General features: G+C 69.8%; 19 protein-coding genes and 1 riboswitch. Of the genes, 10 read left to right on the top strand and 9 right to left on the bottom strand.

The window, feature by feature from the left end:
- The 6 genes from trpA to KB221_01470 all read right to left on the bottom strand — a co-directional run bounded on the left by trpA (position 1) and on the right by KB221_01470 (position 4,983).
- Positions 1–831: a tryptophan synthase subunit alpha gene (gene trpA, locus KB221_01495; GenBank protein ID WIY69711.1), complete on the bottom strand. Its 831-nt coding sequence runs from the start codon at positions 829–831 to the stop codon at positions 1–3.
- Positions 828–1,265, bottom strand: a complete 438-nt coding sequence (locus tag KB221_01490) for a hypothetical protein (GenBank protein ID WIY69710.1) — start codon at positions 1,263–1,265, stop codon at positions 828–830. The genes trpA and KB221_01490 overlap by 4 nt, the downstream gene beginning before the upstream one ends.
- A gap of 3 nt (positions 1,266–1,268) precedes the next feature.
- Entirely contained in the window at positions 1,269–2,498 is a 1,230-nt protein-coding gene (gene trpB, locus KB221_01485; protein WIY69709.1) for a tryptophan synthase subunit beta, read from the bottom strand.
- Between the two features lie 33 nt (positions 2,499–2,531).
- Positions 2,532–3,173 (bottom strand): phosphoribosylanthranilate isomerase, encoded by a 642-nt coding sequence (locus tag KB221_01480; protein WIY69708.1) that lies wholly within the window; start codon positions 3,171–3,173, stop codon positions 2,532–2,534.
- On the bottom strand, positions 3,170–3,904 hold the full coding sequence (locus tag KB221_01475; GenBank protein ID WIY69707.1) for a pseudouridine synthase: 735 nt from the start codon (positions 3,902–3,904) through the stop codon (positions 3,170–3,172). Before KB221_01475 ends, KB221_01480 begins: the two co-directional genes overlap by 4 nt.
- 179 nt (positions 3,905–4,083) lie before the next feature.
- Positions 4,084–4,983 (bottom strand): class I SAM-dependent methyltransferase, encoded by a 900-nt coding sequence (locus KB221_01470; GenBank protein ID WIY69706.1) that lies wholly within the window; start codon positions 4,981–4,983, stop codon positions 4,084–4,086.
- A 237-nt stretch (positions 4,984–5,220) separates the two neighbouring features.
- Here KB221_01470 and KB221_01465 point away from each other — a divergent pair, with 237 nt between their 5' ends.
- The 3 genes from KB221_01465 to KB221_01455 all read left to right on the top strand — a co-directional run bounded on the left by KB221_01465 (position 5,221) and on the right by KB221_01455 (position 7,167).
- Complete coding sequence (locus KB221_01465; GenBank protein ID WIY69705.1) at positions 5,221–5,619, top strand: hypothetical protein; 399 nt, start codon at positions 5,221–5,223, stop codon at positions 5,617–5,619.
- Between the two features lie 103 nt (positions 5,620–5,722).
- Entirely contained in the window at positions 5,723–6,376 is a 654-nt protein-coding gene (locus KB221_01460) for a response regulator (protein ID WIY69704.1), read from the top strand.
- Between the two features lie 23 nt (positions 6,377–6,399).
- Positions 6,400–7,167, top strand: coding sequence for a hypothetical protein (locus KB221_01455; protein ID WIY69703.1), 768 nt, complete (start codon positions 6,400–6,402; stop codon positions 7,165–7,167).
- Between the two features lie 84 nt (positions 7,168–7,251).
- Here KB221_01455 and KB221_01450 read toward each other — a convergent pair whose 3' ends face one another.
- Positions 7,252–8,637, bottom strand: a complete 1,386-nt coding sequence (locus KB221_01450; GenBank protein ID WIY69702.1) for an SPFH domain-containing protein — start codon at positions 8,635–8,637, stop codon at positions 7,252–7,254.
- Between the two features lie 185 nt (positions 8,638–8,822).
- On the opposite strand from KB221_01450, the gene recQ reads away from it, so the two are divergent.
- The gene (gene recQ / locus KB221_01445) at positions 8,823–10,694 is read left to right on the top strand and encodes a DNA helicase RecQ (GenBank protein ID WIY70845.1); all 1,872 of its coding nucleotides are present in this window, start codon (positions 8,823–8,825) and stop codon (positions 10,692–10,694) included.
- Between the two features lie 124 nt (positions 10,695–10,818).
- Entirely contained in the window at positions 10,819–11,676 is an 858-nt protein-coding gene (locus KB221_01440) for an aldo/keto reductase (protein WIY69701.1), read from the top strand.
- Here the strand turns inward: KB221_01440 and KB221_01435 are convergent.
- The gene (locus KB221_01435; GenBank protein ID WIY69700.1) at positions 11,660–13,480 is read right to left on the bottom strand and encodes a TonB-dependent receptor; all 1,821 of its coding nucleotides are present in this window, start codon (positions 13,478–13,480) and stop codon (positions 11,660–11,662) included. The two genes, KB221_01440 and KB221_01435, sit on opposite strands and share 17 nt — an antisense overlap.
- A 185-nt stretch (positions 13,481–13,665) precedes the next feature.
- Positions 13,666–13,807, bottom strand: a riboswitch (cobalamin riboswitch).
- Between the two features lie 99 nt (positions 13,808–13,906).
- Between KB221_01435 and mutS the strand changes: the two genes are divergently transcribed.
- The 5 genes from mutS to KB221_01410 all read left to right on the top strand — a co-directional run bounded on the left by mutS (position 13,907) and on the right by KB221_01410 (position 22,749).
- Positions 13,907–16,615, top strand: coding sequence for a DNA mismatch repair protein MutS (mutS, locus tag KB221_01430; protein ID WIY69699.1), 2,709 nt, complete (start codon positions 13,907–13,909; stop codon positions 16,613–16,615).
- Positions 16,612–19,302 carry a [protein-PII] uridylyltransferase gene (gene glnD / locus KB221_01425; GenBank protein ID WIY69698.1) on the top strand — a complete coding sequence of 897 codons (2,691 nt, stop codon included), beginning with the start codon at positions 16,612–16,614 and terminating at the stop codon, positions 19,300–19,302. Before mutS ends, glnD begins: the two co-directional genes overlap by 4 nt.
- 32 nt (positions 19,303–19,334) lie before the next feature.
- Positions 19,335–20,930 carry a murein biosynthesis integral membrane protein MurJ gene (murJ, locus tag KB221_01420; GenBank protein WIY69697.1) on the top strand — a complete coding sequence of 532 codons (1,596 nt, stop codon included), beginning with the start codon at positions 19,335–19,337 and terminating at the stop codon, positions 20,928–20,930.
- A complete protein-coding gene (gene trpS / locus KB221_01415; GenBank protein WIY69696.1) occupies positions 20,930–21,979 on the top strand; it encodes a tryptophan--tRNA ligase in 1,050 nt (349 codons plus the stop codon). The genes murJ and trpS overlap by 1 nt, the downstream gene beginning before the upstream one ends.
- Before the next feature lie 68 nt (positions 21,980–22,047).
- Complete coding sequence (locus KB221_01410) at positions 22,048–22,749, top strand: GNAT family N-acetyltransferase (protein WIY69695.1); 702 nt, start codon at positions 22,048–22,050, stop codon at positions 22,747–22,749.
- Between the two features lie 109 nt (positions 22,750–22,858).
- On the opposite strand, the gene KB221_01405 is transcribed toward KB221_01410, so the two are convergent.
- Complete coding sequence (locus tag KB221_01405; GenBank protein ID WIY69694.1) at positions 22,859–24,205, bottom strand: RsmB/NOP family class I SAM-dependent RNA methyltransferase; 1,347 nt, start codon at positions 24,203–24,205, stop codon at positions 22,859–22,861.
- Positions 24,206–24,208 lie beyond the last annotated feature (3 nt).

Raw genomic sequence — 24,208 nt, 5'->3', positions numbered from 1 at the left:
TTAGACCGTTTCCGCGACCCGCGCACCCCGGACGGCGTCCGCGAGGGCCTTCACCTTCGCCAGAACGCGCGGGGCGGCCGGTTCGTTCGCCTCGAGCGCCGCGGCGACCTCATCGACCAGAACCGAGCCGGCGACCACCGCATCGGCGACGCGGGCGATGCTCGCGGCACGCTCCTCGGTCTTGACCCCGAAGCCGACGGCGACCGGCAGGCCCGAGGCCTTGCGCACGCGCTCCACGGCCGGGGCGACAGACAGGGTCTGGGCCTCCTTGACCCCGGTCACGCCGGCGACCGAGACATAATAGACGAAGCCCGAGGTCCGTTCGGCGATGACCTTCAGCCGCGCATCGTCCGACGTCGGCGTCGCCAGCCGGATCAGGGAGACCTGTGCCGCGTCCAGCGCGTCCGACAGCGGCCCGGCCTCTTCCGGCGGGCAGTCGACCACGATCAGGCCGTCGATACCGCTGGCTGCCGCATCACGGGCGAAGGCGTCATAGCCATAGCTCTCGATCGGATTGAGATAGCCCATCAGGATCACCGGCGTGTCGGCGTCTCCGGCGCGGAAGTCCGCGGCCAGGGCCAGCGTCCCTTTCAGTGTCAGACCGGCCTTCAGCCCGCGCAGGGCGGCGCGCTGGATCGGCGGCCCCTCGGCCATCGGATCGGAGAAGGGGAAGCCCAGCTCGATGAGGTCGGCCCCGGCGGCGGGGAGGCCGCGCAGGATCTGCAGGGCCTCGTCCCGCGTGGGATCGCCGGCCATCACATAGGCCACAAATCCGGCCCGTCCTTCCGCCTTCAGGGCGGCGAAGCGGGCGTCAATACGGGCTGTGGTCATTGCGCCGGTGCGGGCGTCGCCGCGGCCGCCGGTCGGGTCGCGCAGACATCGCCCGGTATGGCCGCAAAGGCCAGCCAGGCCGGCTCGGCCGGACCCGGTACCCGCGCCTCATCGGCGAAGGCCAGCATCTGGAAGCCGTCACAACCCCCTTCGGGGCGGCGTCGCACATAGACGACCCGGTTTTCCTCTCCGCCGGCCGCCAGCCAGTTCTGCCGCCGGAAGGCCTCACTGTAGGCATCGACCAGACCGCCGATGGCACCCTGGGTGGTCATCACGCACATGGCCTGCTGCGCCAGGCCAACCTTGCCGCCGCAGGTCGGATCGTTGACCGCCGTCGGCAGTTCCGGGATCTCGACCTGCAGGGGAGCCGGGGTTTGCGCCATCGCCGGCGCGGCCAGAAGGGCCACCGCGGCGGCCATCATCACGATTTTCATGGTCTACAACTCCACGCCCAGATGCTTCGCCACAGCGAAGATGTCCTTGTCGCCCCGTCCGCACATATTGAGCACGACATCGCCGCCCTTGCCCACTTCCTTCGCGATTTCGCCGATCCGGGCGAGCGCGTGGCTGGGCTCGAGCGCGGGGATGATGCCTTCCAGTTTCGAACACAGCTGGAAGGCCTCGAGGGCTTCCATGTCTGTGGCGGCGCGGTATTCGGCGCGGCCGATGTCCTTCAGCCAGGCGTGTTCGGGGCCGATGCCGGGATAGTCGAGACCGGCCGAGATCGAATGGCCCTCGAGAATCTGGCCGTCCTCGTCCTGCAGCAGATAGGTGCGGTTGCCGTGCAGCACGCCGGGGCGGCCGCCCTGCAGACTGGCCGCGTGGTCCGGGCCGTCCAGACCGCGTCCGGCGGCCTCGACCCCGATCAGCCGCACGCCGGCGTCGTCAATGAAGGGATGGAACAGGCCGATGGCGTTCGAACCGCCGCCGATGGCCGCCACCACCGCGTCGGGCAGCTTGCCGCGCCGGGCCAGCATCGAGGCCCGGGTCTCGCGCCCGATCACGGACTGGAAGTCGCGGACCATGGCCGGATAGGGGTGCGGGCCGGCCGCCGTGCCGATCAGATAGTAGGTGTCCTCGACGTTGGTGACCCAGTCACGCATCGCCTCGTTCATGGCGTCCTTGAGTGTCGCCCCCCCGGCCGTCACCGGCACGACCTCGGCCCCCAGAAGCTTCATCCGGAAGACGTTGGGCATCTGCCGCTCGACGTCGGTGGCACCCATGTAGACGACGCATTGCAGGCCGAAGCGGGCGCAGACCGTCGCGGTGGCCACGCCGTGCTGGCCAGCGCCGGTCTCGGCGATGATCCGCTTCTTGCCCATCCGCATGGCCAGCAGGATCTGGCCCATGCAGTTGTTGATCTTGTGCGCGCCCGTATGGTTCAGCTCGTCGCGCTTGAACCAGATGTCAGCGGCCCCCCCATACTGCTCCGAGTAGTGGGCCGTCAGCCGCTCGGCCAGGTACATCGGGCTGGGCCGGCCGACATAGTCGGTCAGGAAGCCGTCCAGCTCCGCCTGGAAAGTCGGATCCGCCTTGGCCGCCTCATAGGCCGCGTTCAGCTCGTGAACCAGCGGCATCAGGGTCTCGGCCACAAACCGTCCGCCATAGGGACCGAAACGGCCCTCGGCGTCAGGCATGGCGTAGTGGTTGGGGATGATGGCGTTCACGTCAGTAGCCTTCGCGCGGGGGAGCGGCGGAAATCAGGCCGACCGCACCGCCTCGAGAAACGCCGCGATCAGGGCCGGGTCCTTAACACCCGGCGCACTTTCGACGCCAGAGGACACATCCACCAGGGGCGCACCCGACACCGAAATCGCCTGCGCCACATTGTCCGGGTTCAGACCGCCGGCCAAGAACCACGGCCGGTCAAAGACCCGGCCGGCCAGCAGGCTCCAGTCGAACCGCGCCCCGACCCCGCCCGGCAGGTGCGAGCCCTCGGGCGGTCTGGCGTCGAACATCAGATGGTCGACGAGCGGCTCCCAGGCCTCCGCTTCCGCGAAATCCTCTGCCGACCGGATCGGCAGGACCTTGATGATCCCCGCCCCCGTCAGCATCCGCACCCGCTGCGCCTGCTCGCGGCTCTCATGGCCGTGCAGCTGGATCAGGTCGGGCTTCAGGACGAGGGCGATTTCGGTCAGCAGGGCGTCGTCGGCGTCCACCGTCACCGCCACGATCTTCGCCCGGTTGCGGGCGCGTTCGAACAGGGTCGCGCCGTGCAGCGGGTCGATGTGGCGGGGGCTTTTCGGAAAGACCACCGCTCCGACGAAGGCCGCACCGCCGGCCAGAGCCGCATCGAGCGTACCGGGCGTGGTCAGGCCGCAGATCTTGGCATGGGCGCTCATGTGGCGAATATGGCGTTGATGCCGTCCTGATCCAGCAGCCGCCACGCCCCCGGCGCCAGATCGTCCGGCAGGGCCAGGCCGCCGACCCGCTCGCGGTGCAGGCCCTCGACGTGGTTGCCCACCGCCGCGAACATCCGCCGCACCATGTGATAGCGCCCCTCGGTCACCGTCAGTCGCGCCTCCGTGGGCGACAGGACTTCCAGCACGGCGGGCGAGAGCGGCTTGTCCTCGCCCTCCAGCACCAGCCCCCCGGCGGCGAAGACGTCGCCCTCGGTCCCCACCAGCGGCCGGGCCAGGGTGGCGCGATAGACCTTGGCCACATGGCGTTTGGGCGAGATCACACGGTGCAAGAGGTCGCCGTCGTCGGTCAGCAACAGCAGGCCGGTGGTCTGTTTGTCCAGCCGGCCGATGGTCGAGATGGCCGGGTCGCGCCGCCGCCAGCGGGGCGGCAGGACGTCATAGACCAGGGCCCCGTCCTCCTTGCGCGAACAGGTCATGCCGAGCGGCTTGTGCAGCATCATCACCAGACCCGGCACCGGATCCAGCGGCTGGCCGTCGATCTCCATCCGCGCCGTCAGGTCCGGCGTCACCGCGATCCGTTTCGACACATCGGTCAGGTCGACGCCGTCCAGCACGATGCCGCCGGCCTTGCCCAGCCGCGCCATCTCGGTCCGCGAGCCATAGCCCATCGAACCCAGCAGCTTGTCCACGCGGGAGGTAGGGGTTTTCATCTTTCGTCATCCTCCGGCGAGCGCAGCGAGACCGGGGGACCCAGCGGCGCCGAAGGCGACCTGCTCATGCAGGCTGGCTTGAACAGCGCGCTCCCGGCAGTTTCGCGCTCGCGCGCGCCGCTGGGTCCCCCGGTCTGCGCCGCTGCGCGGCTTGCCGGAGGATGACGAAAGCAGAGAACTCACTTCACGGCCTCGAACACCTTGTAGCCGCCGGAGTCGGCGATCATGTCGACCCGTTTGAAGGCATCCTTCAGCTCGGCCTCATAGGGCAGGTGGCGGTTGGCCACGACCCACAGCACGCCGCCCTTCTTCAGCAGGCCCGCGGCCTTGCGGATGAAGGCCTGGCCCAGCCGCTTGTCCTCGGCCCCGCCGTCATGGAAGGGCGGATTGCTGACGACGAAATTCAGCTCGCCGACATCCTCCAGCGTCCGCGCATCGGCCCATTCAAAGGTCGCGCGCGGATCCGTGACGTTCTTTTTCGCGGCCGCGATCGCCCGCCGGTCCAGATCGACCAGACGCAGCGAGGTCACCGCCGGTGAGCCCAGCACCACCGTCGCCAGCGCGCCGTAACCACAGCCGAGATCAATCCCAGCCCCTTTCAGCGGCGGCAGGGCCTGGGCGAGGAGCAGGGAGCCCGCATCGATCCGGTCCCAGGCGAAGACGCCGGGCTGCGACCAGGCGTCCAGGCCCTCGACCAGCCGCGGCGCGCCGGCGGCGATGGCCGCCTCGAGCCCCGTCAGCGTCTCCGGGCGGATGACGACGCAGCGGCGGTGGTGCGCCTTGGCGCTCTCGCCGACCTCGACGCCGAAGCCCTGCAGCTCCTTCTTCAGTCGGGACCCGCCCTTGTCCTTGGCCGCCATGACGTCCAGCCGGCCGCCGGGCTTCAACGCCCTCAGAGCCAGCGCCAGCGTATAGCGCCGCTCCAGAACGCCGGGCGGGGCGTAGATCATGATGCCGTCGGCCGAGCCTTCGGCCAGGTCCTCGATCGGCGTCGCGCCGGGGATCAGGGGCGAAAGCTGGGTCGCTGCACCGGGCGGATCGAACACGGCGGGCGGGCGGCCGTAGAGAAGGGATGTCATGGCGGCGCCTATAGCCGGAATGCGGGGCCGCGCGAAGCCAAAGACAAGATCGCGCGCGGTTGGTGCGGTCTCCGAAGTCGCCCCGGAAGAGCCCAGTATTTCTACCGGATTGGCCCGCTCCCATACGGCCCCTACCAAGGCCGCAGCGCTGATTACAACGCCGGCGGTCCTTGCCGTTGCGCGTTCACCGCCGAACCGATCATGGCCCCACAGGGCCGATCACCCGGAGCGATGCCGATGCGCCTGCTCACCTTGTTGTTCGGCTTCTCGATTGGAGCCTTCCTGATCCGGGCGGTCGCGCCCGCACCCGTTGAGATCCCATCCTGCCAGACCGGGCCGGGCTGCGGGGTCGACGGAACCGTCGCACCCGCTCCGGGTCTGCGGGTCGTCCTCTACGATCCGTTTGCCGAACCGAAGCCGGAGCAGGAAAATCCCGCGCCGCACTTTCCGGGGTGGTCGTCGGCCGAAGATGCCGGAATCGCCGAGCGTTCGGAGCGGCCGGCCCGTCCGCGATTGTCGTCCCCGACCGGGCTTCGGCTCGTGGGATTGGGTCAGCCCGGGGCCCAGGGTGCATGCGCCGTCCTGAATGGCAAAAAATTGCGCTGTGTGGCGTTGCTCACCCCTGGGGATGAATAGCGAGAGAATTTCCCGAATAAAGAGAGTAAAGGTCAGGCGGGGTCGGAGTGTCCGGCACCCCGGATCACAATATCCGATGACCACGCCATCATGGGGTCGGGATATGCTGACTGATCGTTGCGTACACATCGTCGAGGCCGACCCGGTCGACCGGGCGCACGGTGCCGAGCTCCTGCGTTCGGACGGCTATGATGTGAAGACCCATGCCTCCGGTCGGCATTTCCTCGACTCTCAACCGGATCGGAAGCCGGGATGCGTTCTGCTCGACATCCACATGCCCGAACCCGATGGGCTCCGTGTTCAGGATCAGATGATCGCCAGTGGCATGGCGCTGCCGGTGATCGTCTTCACCGGCGACAACAATATCGAGATCGCGGTCCGCGCGATGAGGGCGGGTGCCCTGTATTTTCTGGAAAAACCCTATGCGGATGCCGACCTGCTGAACATGGTGGCCGAGGCCTTCGAACGCCTCGACACGACCGAAGCTGAAGCGGACCGCAAGGCTTCCGCCTGTGCCCGCCTGGCCTTGCTGTCCCCTCGGGAAATACAGGTCGTGCAAGGCTTGCTGGCGGGCTTGTCGAACAAGCTGATCGCCTACAATCTGGAACTCAGTATTCGAACTGTTGAGATGTATCGCATCAACTTGATGGAAAAACTGGCACTTCGAAGTCTATCTGCCGTATTCAGGCTCTGGTTTGACGCAGAACGGGAAGCGCCGGACCTGTCAGGACATGTAGAAAAACAGTCGGCGCAGTAGAACTACGATATGGCGGCAGACCTGTGTTCTCTTACAAGACAGATAACAGTCAAAGGGCTTCTGTCATGTCCCGTCGAGAATCTGCGACATTCTTCAAATCGCACATCACCCTCATCGCCGGCTCCCTGGTCGCCACCGTTCTGGGCGGCCTTTCCGCGCTCCAGTTCGAACGCATCGTCGCCGTGGGTCATCAGCTTACACTCGAGGCAGGCCAGGAAGCCCTCGTGAATGCCGCCACCAAGGCCGGGCTGACGGGCTTTCTGCTCTGGGTGGCCTGCGTCCTCACAGCGCGGACGATTGGCGGAATTGCTCTCAAGCCCTACCGGGATCTCGCGGATCGCCTGGACGCCCTGGTTGACGGTCACACGGATGACCTCGCCGATCTCCGTGGACCGGTCGTTGGCGTTCGCCGCCTGGCGCGGGCGATTTTCGTCTTCCAGGAGGCGGCGATGGCGAGTCGACGCTCCGAGGCGGGCCTTCAGGCGAGGTACGACGCGCTCTACCAGGTCCATATGGAAGAACGACGCCTGCTGATGAACAGGCTCGTGGGTGCCCCGTCGTCCTTCGTGGACGAGCTTCCAGGTCCTTCGCCAGACGCGGCGACGGTGTCAGAATTTGAAATCCCCGACCTCACCGGGATTGAGGCGACCCCGGAAAGCCCGGCACCGCAGGCCGGGCTCGTGATCGATCTCAGCGGGCGGTTCGCACCGCGGAGAGGTCTGGGCGTAGCCGCGGGATGGACCTGGCCCGCCTGGACTGTCGATCCGCCTCAACACGCGGAATCTGGCTGACTCTGCCGGGCCCGGGGGAGTCGACGTCGGGAGGGATGCGGCCGCCGATAGACTTGTCGGCGGCCGACCGGACCCCCAACAGCGCTATTCCCTGGGCTTTGCCGACCCCTTTGTCGCCCGTTCCACCACGGCCTTGCCGGCGTCGGTCTGGGCCAGTCCCTCCAGCATCGCGCCGAGGGCCTGTCCGCCCTTGGCGCTGAACACGTCGGTGATGCCGTTCATGCCCGAAGGCACGTCGCCGCCCGTCACGATCACCTTGATGTCCGCGGCCTTGAGGGCCTCGGCCTGGGCGACACCCACGGTCTGCCCCGCCTTGATCTGCTCCACGCGCACCAGATAGGTCTGGTAGCCCTCGTTGCCGCCGATCTCCCGGGCCAGTTCGATCTGGGTGGTGACCGGCGCCAGGAGCAGCAGCCGCTCGGCTTCGGCGCGGCTCTGGCCCTGCGCCAGCAAACCTTCGGCGTCGAGCTTCTGCTGTGCCAGCGTGCCCTGTGCGACCAGCTCCAGACGCTGGCGTTCCGCCTCCGCGCCGATGACCTGTTGCTGGCGCTGGCCCTCGGCCCGGATGATGGTGACCTCGCGCTCCTGCGCGGCCTGAACCTCCGCGACGCCCTTGGCGATGTCGGCGGCGCGCGTATCGGCGACCCGCTTCACATCCATCTCGCGTTCGGTGGTGTCCTTCTGCGCGACCAGAACCTCCTGCTCGGCGACCTGTTTGGCGATGCCGACCTGCTTCTCCTGCTCGGCCGTCCGCATGCCGACCTGCTGCAGGGCGTCCTGCTGGTTCACCTCGACGATGCGCTCGGCCTCGATTTCCTTGGTCCGGGCCATCTGGCTGTTCATCGCCACGGCCTCGCGGCTCTCGCGATCGATGCGGGATTTTTCCTTGGCCATGATGTTGGCGATGACCTGGGAGTTGGCGCTGTCGCGGATGTCCATGAACTCGATGTTCTTGACCGTCTCGACGCCCCAGGCCTGAAGCTGGTTGTCCACCTGGGCGGTGAAGGCCTCGGCCAGGGTGGATCGGGCCTCGAGGATGTCCTCGAGCTTGTGGGTGGCGAGCACGTTCCGGACGGCGCCCTGGAGGATGCCGGACAGCTGGTGTTGCAGCTCGTCGAAATTGGCGACCTTTTCCGCCGCCGTGTCCGACTTTGCGATCCGCATGAAGGCCTGCACGTCCACGCGGAACGGGAGGCGCCCGGTATCGTAGGCCTCGTAGTCTTTCAGGTTCACATCAAAGATCGAGACCGGGAATTTGGTCACCAGGACGCCGATCCGGGGCAGGAAGGCCGGCCACTCGTAATAGACGTTTCCGGCCGTCTGGCTGGCACCGTAGCTGACGCGCGACCGGCCGCGCTGGACGATGTGAACTTCGTTGGTCGGGACCACCCGGCGCAGAACAAGCGCGATCAGGAAACCAATGACGAAGACGCCGAGCGCTACGCCGCCGGCGATGAAATACAAATGCATGAGACCCCCTGAATTGGCCGGACTATGTCCATAAACCCCGGGGGGCGCAACTATTGCGGGAGGTTCCGCTATTGCGGGAGGTTCCGCGCGCGCCGGAATCCCGCCCCCTGAAGGGCAGGAAAAACCGCGGCCCGGATACGGACTTCCCCACTGACAGACCGGAACAAATGAGGCACAAGGCCGCCATGTTCGCCGACTCGATCCTTTCCCCGCCCGCCCTGTCGCTCGCCGACGCGCGGGCGACGCTGGAGCGGGTCTGGGGCCATGCCGATTTCCGCGGGCGCCAGGCTGAGGTGGTGACCGAAATCCTCGCCGGGCGCGACGTCGTCGCCGTCCTGCCGACCGGCGGCGGCAAGAGCGTCTGCTACCAGATCCCGGCCATGCTCCGGCCCGGGCTGGGTCTCGTCGTCTCGCCCCTGATCGCCCTGATGACCGACCAGGTCGAGGCGCTGAAACAGCAGGGGGTGGCGGCCGCGCGGCTCGACTCGGGCGTCTCCATGGACGACCGCTCGGCCATCTGGCGTCAGGCCCGGGCGGGGGAGCTGGACCTGCTTTATGTCTCACCCGAGGGACTGGCCCAGCCGCATCTGATCGACCGGCTGCACGACCTGCCTCTGAGCCTGATCGCCATCGACGAAGCGCATTGTGTCTCACAGTGGGGACATGATTTCCGTCCGGATTACAGGACCCTGGGCCGACTGGCCGAGCTGTTCCCGGGCGTGCCGCGGATCGCCGTCACCGCCACCGCCGACGCCCGAACCCGCGACGACATCGTCCGTTCGCTACGGCTGGACGATGCGAAGGTCGTGGTCGACAGCTTCGCCCGGCCGAATCTGCAACTCTCGGCGATCCGCAAGGAAAGCGCATCGCGGGCCCGCACGGACGCCGCCGTCATCGATCTGGTGCGCCAGCGGCGCGGCAAGTCCGGGGTGGTCTATTGCGGCAGCCGCGACGGCTGCGAACGGGTCGCCCAGGCCCTGCGCGAGGCCGGGACCAACGCCATCGCCTATCACGCCGGTATGGACGCCCGCGACCGCGACCGCCGGCTAGAGCGGTTCCTGGCCGAGGACGGGGCGGTCATGGTGGCGACCATCGCCTTCGGCATGGGAGTCGACAAGGCCGACGTCCGTTTCGTCATCCACGCCGATCCGCCAGGCTCGCTCGAGGCCTACTGGCAGGAGATCGGCCGGGCCGGCCGCGACGGCGAACCCGCCGACGGCATCACCCTGTACGGCCCCTCCGACATCGCCTGGACGCTGAAACGGCTCGAGGGCCGCCCCATGGCCGAGGAGGTCAAGGCGGTGCAGGTCCGCAAGGCCCGCCAGCTGTTCGCCATGCTCGACGGCGCCGTCTGTCGCGCCCAGGCCGTGCGCCGCTATTTCGGGGAAGAAGGCGCCGAACGCTGCGGCGTCTGCGACCTGTGCCTCGACCCGCCCGCCGTCTTCGACGCCACCGTCCCGGCCCAGAAGGCGCTGGCGGCGGTGCAGCGGCTGGGCGAGCGGTTCGGCAAGACCCGCGTCATCGACCACCTGCTGGGCAAGACGAAGGACGTCCAGCCCTGGGAGACGGCCCTGTCCACCTGGGCCATCGGCGCCGACACGGGCCAGCACACCTGGCGCGACGTGGTCGACCATCTGATGTTCGAAGGGCTGCTGGTCGAGGACCCGAATGAGGGCAAGCCGCTGGTCCGGCTGGGCGATCCCGAGGCCGTGCGCGCCGTCTATCGCGGCGAACGCGCCATTGAGGTGCGCGCCGCCGCCGCCCGCGCCGCCACAGCCCCGCGCGAGCGGACGCGCACGGGCCGCAACGCCGCGCTCGAGACCATGGACGCCGACGTCCGCGCCCGGTTCGAGATCCTGCGGACCTGGCGCCGCGACCGGGCCGCCGAACAGCGCGTCCCCCCCTATGTGATTTTCCAGGACAAGACCCTGCTGGAAATCGCCCTCGCCGAACCGGCCGACCTCGAGCGGCTGGGCCATATCTCCGGCGTCGGCCAGACCCGGCTGGACCGCTATGGCAAGGGCGTACTGGAGGCCCTGCGGCAGGGCGCGGCCTGAGCCGACGGCCAAGACCGGCGTTCGCTGGTTAAGCTTCGTGCAAGGTCTCGGAAGGGGGGCCTTAAACTTTGGTCGTCACAGTCCGGGGGTGATCCCAAGCCGCGCCCCGTCCCCGGTCGACAAATTGGCTCTGGCCGTCGTGCATCAGCCCGACCGCGCCATTCCCGCGCCTGCCGGCGCGCGCGAGGAATCCCTGCGCCTGCTGCTCCAGACCGCCGCCGATTCCGGCATCACGCGGGTCGCGACCAAGCCTGACGGCGACGGCGAACGCTGGCTCGGCCAGGCCTGGCCCTTCCCTTCGCCCTTCCAGGTTTCGGTGCGCACCGTGTCCGTCAGTGACGGCGTCGACCGGGTCGAGGCCCGCGCCCGCCGCTCGCTGGAGCGTCTCGGCCTGCCGCGCGGCGACCTGCTGCTGGTCTCCAGCGCCGCCGATCTGGCCGGTGCCGAGGGCCGCGCCCTCTGGGACCGTCTGCTGGCCCTGAAGGACCGCGGCCTGTATCGCCGCATCGGCTTCTGCGCCACGGTCGAGGACGGCCCGAGCCTGCTGGCCCGGCGCTTCCAGCCGGACGTGGTCCAGCTGAAATGCAACCTCCTGGACCAGCGCGCCCAGCATTCCGGCGCCCTCGCCGAGCTCGCGGCCCTCGGCGTGGATATCCACGCCGCCTCGGTCTTTGCCGACGGCCTGCTGTTCATGAGCGGCGAGGCCCTGCCCCTCGAAATGCACCGCCACGCCCCGACCCTGTCGCGCATCCGGCGGCGTCTGGCCGAAGCCCGCGTCGATCCGATGCAGGCCACCCTGGCCTACGCCATGGGCCTGCCCGAGGTGTCCGCCGTCGTCGCCAGCATCGCCTCGGCCGCCGAACTGCGCGCCGTCATCGCCGCGGCCCATGCCCAGACGCCCGATCTCGACTGGGCCTCCATGCAGCTGGAGCCGGCGACGATCACCGCCGCCGGCCCGCGCAGGATCAGTAGCGCAGCCTGATCCCGACCGAGCCGGACCGGCCCGGCTCGCCATAGCCCAGCAGCTGTTGCCAGGTTTCGTCCGTCAGGTTTTCGATCCGCGCGGTCAGGGTGATGGCATCCGTGACATCCCAGGCGGCGTTCAGGTTCGCCGTCACGAAGCCGTCCCGCGTTCCGCCCGAGTCGGGCATATCGCCCTCCGCCCGCACGGTCAGGGCTCCCGACCAGCGACCGCCGGTCCAGCCCAGGGTCGCGGACCCCGCCTGTTCCGGCACGCGCAGGATGGCGGCGCCGGTCGCTTCATTGACGGCGTCGGTCCAGGCGTATGAGGCGCTGAGGTCAAAGCCTGCGCCCAGCACGGCCCGGCCTTCGACTTCGACCCCGTCGGTCCGGGTCTCGGCGATGTTGACGTAGTAGAATTCGAAGCTCCCGGAATCGAAGAAGCCGTCGATCTGGTCCTCCACCTCCAGCCGGTAGAGGGTTGCGCGACCGTCGAAGCGTCCATCCGTCGACCGCCAGCCCAGGGCGATCTCGCCACCGCGGGCGTATTCGGGAACCAGCGGCGCGACCGCCGTGCCCGGCAGTACGAAGCAGAAGTCGCAGACCGCCTGGCTGACGCTGGGCGTCTTGAAGCCGGTCCCGAACGCGCCGGACAGGGTCAGGCCGCCGTCCAGCCGGTACGCGGCCGAAATCCGACCGGTCGTCTCGCCGCCGAAGTCGTCGGTCGAATCATGGCGCAGGCCGAGATTCAGCGTCAGCCGGTCCGACGCGGCCCAACGCAACGTCCCGAAGGCCGAATCGACGCCGAGGCCGGCGCTGTATCCGTTCAGATCGGCCCCGGTCTCCTCGCGCTCGATCCCGAAGGCATAGATCACCGGGCCGGTCCCCCGGCTGTCGGCCTGCCAGCGCCACAGGCGGTGCTCGCCCTGATAGGCCGAAGGGAAGGCGCTGTCAGTGGTCCGCGCGATGTCCGAGACGGCCGCCGTGACCCGGTGATCGAGGCCGAGGACGTCGGTGAGCGCCAGTCGGACGAAACCCGAACGGTCCGTGGTGTCGGTCGTATCCAGCGAATCGACGGGGCCAAACCCGTCGAGCTCGGCAAAACGGTCGGCATGACGGATGCGGCCGTCGATCTCGACGCGGCTGTCGAAGGCGTAGCGGCCGTTCACGCCCCAGGCGGTGGTCTCGAAGCCATCGGCCTCGGTCCCGCTCGCCGCGGCCGAGACACCGTCGCTTTCATAGTGTGAGACGAAGGCACCGAGCGCATGGCGGTCGTCTGCCCGGCCGATCTGCAGCCGGCCGCGCTGTGTGCCGAGCGATCCGGCCTCGACCCCGGCGCGCAGGCCGTCCAGTTCGCGGCTGGTGAAGGCGATCACGCCGCCGATGGCGTCCGAGCCCCACAGGGACGACTGCGGTCCGCTGAGCGTTTCGATGCGGTCGACGTCGGTCAGGTCGAAGCCCGCGAAGTCGAAGCCGCCGGCCGGCTGGGACGGGTCATTCACCGGCACACCATCGACGAGGACCAGCGACTTGTCCTGGCTGGCACCGCGGATTCGCACCGAGGTCACCCCGCCGAGGCCCGCGCGATAGACGGACAGGCCGGGCACATCGCCGAGGATGTCGGCGGCGAAGACGGCACCGCGCCGGTCGATGGTCGCCCGGTCGATGGTCCGGGCCCCCGGTGTGTCGGCGACGATGGCCGGCAGACGGGTGGCGGTGACGACGACCTCGGGCAGATCGCTGCCCGGTTCACCGGCGGTCAACGCCCAGGCGGGCAGGGGAAGGCACACGGCCGCGGCCGTGGCGTAGAGGATGGATCGCGTCATGCGCGGGTCTCCCGTCGCCCCGCGCGGGCGCTGCGCGGCGGCAGGTGAAAGCGACCGACCCGGCCCCCGGAAGGGGCACGGCGCCTGGGTCGGGTCGCTTCGACGGAACAATTTCCGCAATTGCGGAAGGGTTGGCCCCACGCCTCTGTCTGGTCCCGGACAGCGGACGAGCGACGTCGGCGGCCAGGTCTCCTGGCTTGCGGGTCAACAACAGCCGTCCACGCCTTCCCGGTTGCCCAGTGGCGCCGGAGATCGCTCCCCGGATCGAACGACGGCCTCGCCGCCTACAGTTGCGGGCACAGCCGCGGCATCGCACCGCGTTCCCTTAACCGCCTGACGGGCTTGTCGCAGCCCGGTCATGCCTGTGCAAGGCCGCGCCATTCCGCTTGAGCGCGCCCGCGCAATCCTTCACCCTGTCGCCTCCCCATGAACGCCCCCCTCGTCCATCCCCCGACAGCCGACGCCGTCCCGTCCAGCGAGGGCGTGACGCCGGTCATGGCGCAATTCCTGGCGGCCAAGGCCAGCCAGCCGGACGCCATCGTCTTCTTCCGCATGGGCGATTTCTACGAGCTGTTCTTCAAGGACGCGGAGATCGCCTCGAAGGCCCTCGGCATCACCCTGACCAAACGCGGCAAGCACCAGGGCGAGGACATCCCCATGGCCGGCGTGCCGGTGCATGCGCTGGACGGCTATCTGGCGCGACTGATCCGGCAGGGGTTCAAGGCCGCCATCTGCGAACAGCTGGAGGCCCCGTCCGAGGCCCGCAAGCGCGGCTCCAAGGCGGTGGTCCATCGCGACATCGTCCGCGTCGTCACCCCCGGCACCCTGACCGAGGACAGTCTGCTTGATGCGCGCGGAGCCAACCGGCTGGCCGCCGTCTCGGTGCGCAAGGGCCGGGCCGCCGTGGCCGTGGTCGAGCTGTCGGCCGGATCGGTCGACGCGGTCGCCTGTTCGCTGGAAGATCTCGGTGCCACCCTCGCCTCCTTCCGGGCCTCGGAAGTGCTGGTGCCCGACCGCCTGTTCTCGGACGAAACGACCAAGGCCGCGCTCGACGGCTCGGGCGGTGTCGTTCAGGCCCTGCCCCAGGCGCTGGCCGAGCCGGTCGGGGCGCGGGTCCGGGTCGAGCGGCTGTACGGCGTCGCCTCGCTGGACGGTTTCGGGGCTTTCGAGGAGGCCGAGGTCTCGGCCCTGGGCCTGATCGCCGCCTATCTGGAGACCACCCAGGCCGGAAAGATCCCGGCCCTGTCGCCGCCGCGCCGTTCTGGCGACAGCGGCTTCCTCGCCATCGATCCGGCGACCCGGTTGAGCCTCGAAATCGACCGCACCCAGCGCGGCGAACGCGAGGGGTCGCTGCTGGCCTGCATCGACCGCACCGTCACCTCGGGCGGCGCCCGGGCCCTCGCCGAACGGATCGCCCGGCCGCTGCGCGACCCGGCTCAAATCAATCATGGACTCGATGCCGTCGAATGGCTGCTGGAGCGTCGCGACCTGCGCCGCGACCTCCGCGACGGTCTGAGGGCGTCGTCGGATGTGGCCCGCGCCGTCTCACGGCTGGTTCTGGGCCGCGGCGGGCCGCGCGATCTGGCCGCCATCCGCACCGGCCTGTCGATCGCCGAGGGCATCGCCGGCCTGTTCCCGCCGTCGCGCGAGCCCCTGTCCGGCCCGCCGGCGCGGCTCGTCGCCTGCCTCGACCGGATGACGCTGTCGCCCGATCTGGGGAGGCTGCTGGTCGATCTGGCCGAGGGTCTGGTCGCCGAACCGCCGCATCTGGCCCGCGACGGCGGCTTCGTCTCGGCCGGCTATCGCCCTGAGCTGGAAGAGGCGCGTCGTCTGCGCGACGACAGCCGCCGCGTGGTCGCCGACCTTGAGGCCCGGGCCGTGGCTGAGGCGGGGGTGCCGTTCAAGATCCGCCACAACGCCGTGCTCGGCTATTTCCTCGAGACCTCGGCCAAGGCCGCCGAGCCACTCCTCCGGCCCACGGGCGAGAGCCCCTTCATCCATCGGCAGACGCTGGCCAACCAGGTCCGCTTCACCACCGTCGAACTGTCCGAGCTCGACGCGAAGATCAGCCAGGCCGGCTATCGGGCGCTGGCCATCGAGGGCGAGACCTTCGAGGTCTGGCGCGCCACGGTCCAGTCGCTGGCCCGGCCACTTCAGGCGGTGGCCGAGGCGCTGGCCGAGCTCGACGCCCATGCCGCCCTCGCCGAATGGGCCGAGGAGGTCGGCGGCGTCCGTCCCGCCATCGACGATACCGGCTGTTTCGAGGTCTCCGCCGGGCGGCACCCGGTGGTCGAGGCGGCGGTGAAGGCGCAGGGCGATCCCTATACGCCCAATGACTGCAGGCTGGACGGATCCGGCGCGGCCAATTCCGAGAGGGCGGGCGCGCGCCTGTCGATCGTCACCGGGCCGAACATGGCCGGCAAGTCGACCTTCCTGCGCCAGAACGCCCTGCTGGTGGTGCTGGCCCAGGCAGGAGCCTTCGTTCCGGCGAAGGCCATGCGGCTGGGCGTGGTGGACCGGCTGTTCAGCCGCGTCGGTGCCGGCGACGATCTGGCGCGCGGGCGCTCGACCTTCATGACGGAGATGGTCGAGACCGCCGCCATCCTGACCCAGGCCACGGACCGCAGCTTCGTTGTGCTGGACGAGATCGGGCGCGGCACCGCCACCTATGACGGCCTGGCCATCGCCTGGGCCGTGGCCGAGGCCCTGCACGACCGCAATCGCGCCCGCACCCTGTTCGCCACCCACTATCACGAGCTCGCGGGCCTCGAGACGCGGCTGGCGCACGTCTGCAACCTGTCGATGGCGGCTCGGGAATGGAACGGTGACCTCGTCTTCCTGCATGAGGCCCGGCCCGGTGCCGCCGACCGCTCCTACGGCGTGCAGGTGGCGAAACTGGCCGGCGTGCCCGCCGCCGTGGTTGAGCGCGCCCGGGAAGTGCTCGAACGGCTGGAGGGCGAAAAGGCCGCCGCCATCAGCCTGGACGACCTGCCCCTGTTCGCAGTGGCCGAACCCGCGCCGCCGCCGCGGTCGTCGGCCGTCGAGGACGCCCTGCAGGCCATCGAACCCGATGAACTGTCGCCACGCGAGGCGCTGGAGGCCCTGTACCGGCTGAAGGGCCTCGGCCGCCGGTGACCGACGTGCTCGACGACCGGCTGATCGAGGCCGCGTCCGCGTCCGACGTACGCAAGGCCGTGGCGGCCATCCTTGGCGAGTCGTTCGACGCCGCCCGCGCCCGCATCGCCCGGCGACTCGACGCGGGCGGGGAGGGTGTCGAGGTGGCCCGGCTCTATTCCGGCGCCGCCGACGACCTGCTGAACGCCCTGTGGCGGTTCACCACCGAAACCCTCTATCCCGCCGCCAACCCCAGCGAGGCCGAAAGGCTCAGCCTGATCGCGGTCGGCGGCTATGGCCGGGGCGTGCTGGCACCCCACTCCGACCTCGACCTGCTGTTTCTGCGCCCGTGGAAATCGATCCCGCGCACCGAACAGGTGATCGAGTTCATGCTCTATGTCCTGTGGGACCTCGGCCTGAAGGTCGGGCAGTCGGCGCGGTCGGTCGACGAATGTCTGGCCCTGTCGAAATCCGACATGACGGTGCGCACCGCCCTGCTGGAGTCGAGGCCCCTGGCCGGCGACGAGAAGCTGGCCGACGACTTCATTACCCGTTTCCGTGCCCTCGTGGTCAAGTCCGACCCCCGCCCCTTCATCGCCGCCAAGCTGGAGGAGCGTGACGTCCGGCACCAGAAATCCGGTGCGGTCCGCTACCGGGTCGAGCCCAACGTCAAGGACGGTAAGGGGGGCCTGCGCGACCTCAACACCCTGTTCTGGATCGCCCGGTCGCTGGCACCCGACAGCCCGCTGGGCGCGCGGGTGATGGACGGCCTGCTGACCGCCCGCGAACGGCGCACCTTCGAGGAGTCCTTCGACTTCCTGTGGCGGGTCCGGGCGCATCTGCACCTCACGGCGGGACGGCCGGAGGAGAAGCTGACCTTCGATCTCCAGCCCGAGGTGGCCCGGCGGATGGGCTGGCGCGGGCGCGGCGACGAGCCGGCGGTCGAGCGGTTCATGCGCCGATATTTCCTCGTCGCCCGCGACGTCGGCGCCCTGACCCGCGCCATGTCGGCCAAGCTGGAAGCCCGCCAGCAGAAGTCGACCATGAGCCTGTCGCGGCTGATCCCCGGCCGCAAGCGCAAGCTCGGCGTCGAGGGCTTCATCGAGGACGCCGGCCGCCTGTCGGTCAAGGGTCCCGAGGTCTTCGCCGAGGCACCCGAAAAGCTGCTGATGCTGTTCCGCACGGCGGACGAGCACGACCTGGACATTCACCCCGACGCCTTTTCGGCGGTCAGCCGGTCGTTGTCGCTGGTCACCCCCTCGCTGCGGCGCGACCCGGAGGCGACGCGCGCCTTCCTCGACATCCTCGCCCACGGCCAGCGACCGTACCGGGTTCTGACCCTGATGAACGAGACCGGTCTGCTGGGCCGGTTCCTGCCTGAGTGGGGCCGGATCGTCGGCCAGACCCAGTTCAACATGTACCACGCCTATACGGTCGACGAGCACACGCTGCAGGCCATCGGCATCATCAACGACATCTGGCGCGGCAAGCTGAAGGCCGAGCATCCGTCCTCGTCCGAGATCGTCCACCGGATCGACGACTTCGAGGCCCTGATGCTGGCCATGCTGCTGCACGATGTCGGCAAGGGTGGCGACCGGGGACAGCTGGAGGACGGTGCCATCGCCGCGCGGCGCGCCTGCGACCGTCTGGGGCTCGATCCGCGCCGGACCGAGTTCGTGGTCTGGCTGGTGCGCAACCATCTGGCCCTGTCGGACTACGCCCAGAAGCGCGACGTCTCCGATCCGGCGACGGTCAGGGCCTTCACCAGGCTGGTGGGCGATCCCGAGCGGCTGCGGACCCTGCTGATCCTGACCGTGGCCGACATCCGCGCCGTCGGGCCGGGCGTCTGGAATGCGTGGAAGGGCGGGCTGATCCGCGACCTGTACCAGCGCACCGAGGGCGTGTTCCGGGGCGAGGACGTGACCCATGCGGACCCGCTGGACGACTACCCTGAACTGGTCGGGCGCGCCCGCAAGAGCGGCGCGGCGGTCGAGGTGCTGACGATCCGGGAGGACGAGGCCGAGGAGTACGCCGCCACCCGGGTGGCCGTCGCCGCCCGGGATCGGCCCGGCCTGTTCGTCGATCTGGCGGCCGCCCTGGCCGCCGCGGGTGCCGATGTCGTCGGGGCCCGGGTGGCGACCGCCGGGGACGGGACTGCCCTGGACGTATTCGAGCTTCAGGACGGCGGCGGCGCCCCCTATGGCCAGGCCGAGCCGCGCCGCCTGACCCGGCTGATCGCCACCCTGGAGGCCGCCGCGCGCGGCGGTGCCCGGATCGCGACCGCGCCAGCGCCGGCGCCCAGCCCGCGCCGGGCCGCCTTCGACGTGCGGCCGACCGCCATCGTCGATCTGGACGAGAGCCCCGACGCCGCCGTGGTCGAGGTCTCCGGTGCCGACCGGCCGGGTCTGCTGGCCGACCTCGCCCGCGTCCTGGCCGACAACGGCCTGTCGATCCGCTCGGCCCATATCGCCGGTTTCGGCGAGCGCGCGGTCGACAGCTTCTATGTCACCGACTCCCGGGGCCGAAAGCCGGGCGCGGGGCCGAAGCTGGAACGACTGCGGCTCGAGCTGGAAGCCGTGCTGGACCGCGTGGACCGCGCCGGGACCCGGCATTCCACCCCGGTCCGGGCCAGCCTGCGCGACGTGTCCGAGGTCGGCCGGCGCGCTTCCGCGCCAGACCCCGTATCGCGCGCGCCGGAAGCAGGATAAGCGCTGATCCGAACCGCTTTTCCGAGCCCCTGATGAGCCTCGCCCGCAATACCCTGGTCCAAGCCACCCTGACCCTGGGCAGCCGGATACTCGGCTTTGCCCGCGACATGGCCCTGGCCGCCCGCTTCGGCCAGGGGCCGATGATGGACGCCTTCACCACGGCGCTGATGCTGCCGAACATGTTCCGGCGGCTGTTCGCCGAGGGTGCCTTCGCCCAGGCCTTCGTGCCGGTCTATGGCGGCGTCCGCGCCCGCGAGGGCGATGCGGCGGCGGCGGTGACGGCGTCGGAGGCCATGTCCTTCATGCTCGCCGTGGTCGCCGGCTTCTGCATCGTCCTTCAGGTGCTGATGCCCTGGATCATGCCGTGGCTGCTCTCGGCCTATCGGGGCCAGCCGGAGATCATGACGGTCGCGGTCACCGCCACCCAGATCGCCATGCCCTATCTGGCCTGTATGACCGTGGCCTCCCTGCTGTCGGGCGTGCTCAACACCGGCGGGCGGTTCGCCCTGTCCGCGGGCGTGCCGGTGTTCCTGAACCTGTGCACCCTCGCCCCCCTGCTGGCGGCCTGGGTCATTCCCGCCAGCCAGCCGCAGGTGCTGCTGTGGGTCACCGCCGCCGTGACCGTCTCCGGCCTGATCCAGGCGGGGCTGCTGTGGTGGGGCGTGCAGCGGCTGGGGATCACCCTCCGCCTGTCCTGGCCGCGGCTGACGCCCAATGTGAAGCGGGCCCTGGCCCTCGCCGTGCCGGGCGCAATGGCCGGCGGGGCGATGCAGGTCAATTCCGTGGTCAGCCAGATGCTGGCGGGATCGGACGAGGGTGCCCGGTCGGTGCTGTACAACGCCGACCGCCTGTACCAGCTGCCGCTGGGCCTGATCGGGGTCGCCATCGGCCTGGCCCTGGTGCCGCGTCTGACCCGGGCCTTCGTCAACGACGATCACGAGGGCGGACGCAAGACGCTGGACGACGGCATCACCCTGGCCATGGCCTTCACCCTGCCGGCGGCGGTGGCCCTGTTCGTCATCCCCTTCTTCGTCATCGACGCCACCGTGACGCGCTTCGCCTTCACCAGCGAGGATGCGGCGCGGACCGCGGACGTCCTGCGCCAGTTCGCCTGGGGCGTGCCGGCCTTTGTCCTGGCCAAGGTCCTGACCCCGCCCTTCTTCGCCCGCGAGGACACTCGCCGGCCGATGATCTACGCCATCACGGCCGTGGTCTTCACCATCGTGGTCGGCGCCGGCCTGTTCTTTACCCTGACGCGGATGGGCGTCGACGGGGTCCTGGGTCTGGCCGTGGCCACCAGCCTGTCGGCCTGGATCAATGTGGCCCTGCTGGGCGGGACCCTGATGCGCGAGCACATCTGGCGGCCCTCGCCGGCCTTCCTGTCGCGCCTGTTCCGGGTTCTGGCCGCCAGCGCCGTGATGGCCGGCCTGCTGCTCGTCGCGGGGATCGGCTACCCGACCCTGAGCCGCGTCCTGCTGGCCAAGGAAATCGCCGTCCTCGTCGTCTGTGGCGCGGGAGCCCTTGTCTATGCGGCCTGCATCGTGCTTTTCCGCGCCGTCAGCGTGGCCGAACTGAAGGCCACCCTGAAGCGTGAACCGGGCGCTGTTGCGCCGACCGGACTGGATTGATGACCGACGACGCTCCCGCCGCCCCCGCCTCCACCTACGCCGGCCCCCGCCGCATCCTGTCCGGCATCCAGGCTTCGGGTGCCCTGCATCTGGGCAACTACCTGGGCGCCCTGAAGCGGTTCACCCAGCTGCAGGACACAGGCGCACCCTGTTTCCTGTTCGTGGCCGACCTGCACGCGATCACCGTCTGGCAGGACCCGGCCCTGCTGACCGCCCAGACCCGCGAGATCGCTGCCGCATATCTGGCTTCAGGCCTTGATCCGGCGCGCTCGGTGATCTTCCCGCAGTCGGCGGTGCGGGCCCATTCGGAGCTGGCCTGGATCCTCAACTGCGTCGCCCGCCTCGGCTGGCTCGACCGGATGACCCAGTTCAAGGAGAAGTCGGGCAAGCACAAGGAACGCTCGAGCGTCGGCCTCTACACCTATCCGGTGCTGCAGGCGGCGGACATCCTGCTCTACAAGGCCACCGAGGTGCCGACCGGCGAGGACCAGAAGCAGCATCTGGAACTGACCCGCGACATCGCGGCCAAGTTCAACAATGACTTCAACGCGCCCGGCTTCTTCCCCCTGCCCGAGCCCCTGACCCAGGGACCGGCGCCGCGGGTCATGAGCCTGCGTGACGGCGCGGCCAAGATGAGCAAGTCCGACCCGTCGGACCAGTCGCGCATCAATCTGACCGACGACGCCGACACCATCGTCGCCAAGATCCGCAAGGCCCGCACCGACCCCGACGCCCTGCCCGAGACGCTGGAAGGCCTCGAGGGCCGCGCCGAGGCCAGAAACCTCGTCACCATCTACGCGGCGTTGGCGGACATGAGCCGCGAAGCCGTGCTGGCCCAGTTCGCCGGCCAGGGCTTCGGTGCCTTCAAGCCCGCGCTCGCCGACCTCGCCGTCGCCTCCATGGCCCCCGTCAGCGCCGAGATGCGCCGGCTGATGGCTGACACGGCCGAGATCGACCGCGTCCTCAAGGACGGCGCCGAACGCGCCGCCGCTATCGCCGATCCCGTGGTGGACGAGGTCAAGAAGATCGTGGGCTTCTGGCGCGCCTGACGGCGGTTTTCGGACCCGACGCCCCGGTCGTCTCTGGCGAACGGCGACGCTTGCGATAGACAGGGGCGATGACCCTCGCCCACCCCCTCGACCGACCGGTCTGGAGCGCCCTCAACACCCGCGTGGCACCCTTCGCCATCCGCCGGGCGCAGGACGGTGGGACGGCCGTGCGGCTGGACCCGGATGTGGGGGTCTTCGTCGCCGCCGCCGACGACACGCCCGCGAGCCGCATGCTGCTCGATGCCCTGTGCCGCGAATATCCGGGGGCGGGCCTGGTCGAGCCTGAGGGCCAGCCGATCGCGGCGGTCCTTCCGGACGTGCCGGTCCTCTCGCAAGCCTCCTGCGTGCAAATGACCGCCGCCGCCCTGACCGCCGGCCACGAGGACGATCTGGAGATCCTGACGCTGGGCGAGGCCGACGCCGACGAGATGCTGGCCCTGGCCACCCTGACCCGGCCGGGCCCGTTCCGGCGCGGGACCCTGCGGCTCGGTGGCTTCATCGGCGTGCGGCGCGAGGGCCGGCTGATCGCCATGGCCGGCGAACGGATGAAGGTCGAGGGCTACAGCGAGCTGAGCGGGGTCTGTACCCATCCCGACTTCCGCAGTCAGGGCTTGGCGGGCGTGCTGAGCCGCACCGTCGTGTCGCGGATTCTGGCGCGGGGCGAACAGGCCTTCCTGCATGCCTATGCCGAACACACGGCGACCGTCGCCTTCTACGAAAGCCTCGGGTTCAGCGTCCGCGCGCGGATGACCTATACGGTGCTGGCCTAGACCATTTTTGTTTCAGGTCGAATCGACCTGAACCCAAAAAATGGTCCAGAATTATGCTGGAGCGAAATCTGGGTCTTGGCGGACTGCGTCCACCAAGACCGATTTCGCTCTAGGCGACGCGGTCCAGCCGGGCGATGAAGAAGCCGTCCAGCCCGCCTTTTTCCGCCCACATCGACGGCAGGATGCGCAGCCAGCCTTCCGGCGTCAGCGCTTCGTCAGGCGCACCGACCTCGGCCGGAACGGCAGGGGCGGTCCTGAAGGCCGGGTTGCGCCGGAGGAAGGCGATGATCTGGGTCTCACCCTCCTCGCGTTCCAGCGAACAGACGCAATAGACCAGACGGCCGCCGGGCTTGACCCGTTCGGCGGCGGCGTCGAGCAGCCGGTGCTGCACATCGGCCAGCTTGGCCACGTCAGCGGGCTTGGTGGCGCGCAGGACTTCGGGATTGCGGCGGAAGGTGCCGGTGGCGGTGCAGGGCGCGTCCAGCAGGACGGCATCGAAGGCGCGCGGGTCGTCCCAGTCCTCGGCGGGCACGGCGACGACCTCGGCGGACAGGCCGGTGCGGGCCAGATTGGCGCGCAGCCGGTCCAGCCGCTTGTCCGACCGGTCCAGCGCCACGACCGAGGCGCCCGAGGCGGCGATCTGCAGCGTCTTGCCGCCGGGGGCGGCGCAGAAATCAACGATGGATTCGCCGGCCTTCGGCGCCAGCAGGCGAACGGGCACGGCGGCGGCGGCGTCCTGGACCCACCAGACGCCATCGTCGAAGCCCGGCCAGATCGACAGGTCGCCGCGGCGACCGGTGCGGACGGTGTTTCCGGCCATCACCTCGCCGTCCAGCGCCTCGGCCACGGCGGCGGCGTCCACGTCCGGCTTGAGGCTCAGGTCCGTCGACGGCTCCTCGCGGGCGGCGAGCGCCAGCCCGGTCAGGGTCGCCTCGCCGTAGGTGGCGCGCCAGCGCGCGGCCAGCCATTCGGGCAGGTTGGATTCGGCGGTGGTCAGGCCGGGGCCCTCGCGCTCGATGCCGCGCAGGACGGCGTTGACGAGGTTCTTGTAGGGCCGGGTCTTGACCTCGCGCTCGGCCAGTTTCACCGCCGTCGACACCGCGGCGAAGGCCGGGGTCTCGAGCACCAGCGTCTGGGCCAGGGCGACACGCAGGATGGTACGCACCGCCAGCGGCGGGGCCTTCTGAAGCTTGCGATCCAGGATCTGGTCGATCTCGCCGAGGCGGCGCAGGGCGGCCATGGCCACGGCGCGGGCGAAGGCGCGGTCGGGCCCCGGCAGGTCGGCGACCTCGCGGAACGACAGGGCCGTATCCAGCCCGCCCCGGCCTTCCAGCGCGGCGTTCAGCAGCACGCCGGCGGCCAGACGGGCCTCGACGCCGATGTCCGGGCCGTCGTCGCGGGGGTCCGCGACCCGGGGTTTCGGAGGACGGGTTCCGGCGCGGGCCTTGTCGGCCATGCG

The sequence above is a fragment of the Aquidulcibacter paucihalophilus genome, assembly GCA_030285985.1.
GTDB lineage: Bacteria > Pseudomonadota > Alphaproteobacteria > Caulobacterales > Caulobacteraceae > Brevundimonas.
This window is presented reverse-complemented; position numbering and strand designations above follow the sequence as displayed.